Annotated in this window: 1 protein-coding gene; it reads left to right on the top strand. The window is 49.3% G+C overall.

Going from position 1 to position 1187, the window contains the following annotated elements; translation table 11 throughout:
- Window positions 1–8: 8 nt before the first annotated feature.
- A protein-coding gene (locus ABD971_RS35950; protein WP_345328554.1) for an IS3 family transposase occupies window positions 9–1180 on the top strand; the annotation gives its coding sequence in 2 pieces (ribosomal slippage) (window positions 9–258 and window positions 258–1180; 1173 coding nt in all).
- Window positions 1181–1187 lie beyond the last annotated feature (7 nt).

Genomic DNA, 1187 nt, shown 5'->3' with positions numbered 1-1187 from the left:
TCCGATTCATGGACAAACGTCGAACATTCAGCCGAGAATTTAAATTGGCTGCCGTTAAGAAAGTGATTGAACAAGGACTTTCGTATGCCGCGGTCGCCAAAGACTTACGCGTCGGTGAAAACTTGGTTCGCAAATGGAAGAAGTCTTTTGATGAAGATGGGACTTTCCAAGTCGAAGGCATCGGCAGTCAATCCATCGAGGCCGAGCTGAAACGACTCCGTGAGGAGAACCGACAGCTCAAGATGGAACGCGACATTTTAAAAAAAGCGACGGCGTTCTTTGCCAAAGAAAACAGTTGAGGCTCACGTTCATTGACAAGCATCGCGATCAATGGCCGATCGCGGTGCTTTGCCGAACTCTCGAAGTAACGCGCGCCGCGTACTATCAGTTTGTCGGTCGCAATGTCACCACGACGGAGAAGAAAGAAACGCAAATCACACAAGCCATCAAGAGGGTTCAATTGGAAAGGCATCACGATGCATACGGAAGTCCAAGAATGCACCGCGAACTATTGAAACGAGGATTCCAGTGCAGCCGAAACACTGTCGCCAAGTACATGCGCAAGGCAGGAATTCAAGCGAATCGCCGTACCAAATTCAGAATTTCGACCACTGATTCCAATCACAATGAACCCATCGCCAACAATCTTCTTGAGCAAAAGTTTTCAGCGGAAACCATCGATCAAGTCTGGCTCACTGACATCACCTACATTCCCACTAAAGAAGGATTCAGTTACTTGTGCGTTTTCATCGACTTGCATTCACGCAAAGTTGTCGGCTGGAAAACAAGTCGTAACATCGACTCTGAATTGGTGGTGAGTGCACTCACTCAAGCGTTGGTGCTTCGTTCACCGGCGGCAGGCCTGATCGTTCATAGCGATCGCGGCTCCCAATACGCCAGCGAGCACTTCCGCAGTAGGTTGACTGCCCATGGACTTATTCAGAGCATGAGTCGTCGCGGCAACTGTTACGACAATGCTCCGATGGAATCGTTCTTCAAAAGCTACAAGACAGAAGAGGCCCAACAAATCTACGACACACACGAACAGGCCACACGCGGCGTGTCCGATTACATCGAATGTTTTTATAACCCTCTTCGCTTGCACTCCTCACTTGGCTATCAGAGTCCCATCGACTTCGAGCAAGCCGTAAAAAAACCGTTACTCGTCGGTGAATCCTGATCCACAG

The sequence above is a fragment of the Novipirellula rosea genome, assembly GCF_039541335.1.
Taxonomy (GTDB): Bacteria; Planctomycetota; Planctomycetia; order Pirellulales; family Pirellulaceae; genus Novipirellula; species Novipirellula rosea.
Note: the sequence above shows the minus strand (reverse complement) of the source record. Positions and strands in the feature narration are given on the sequence as shown.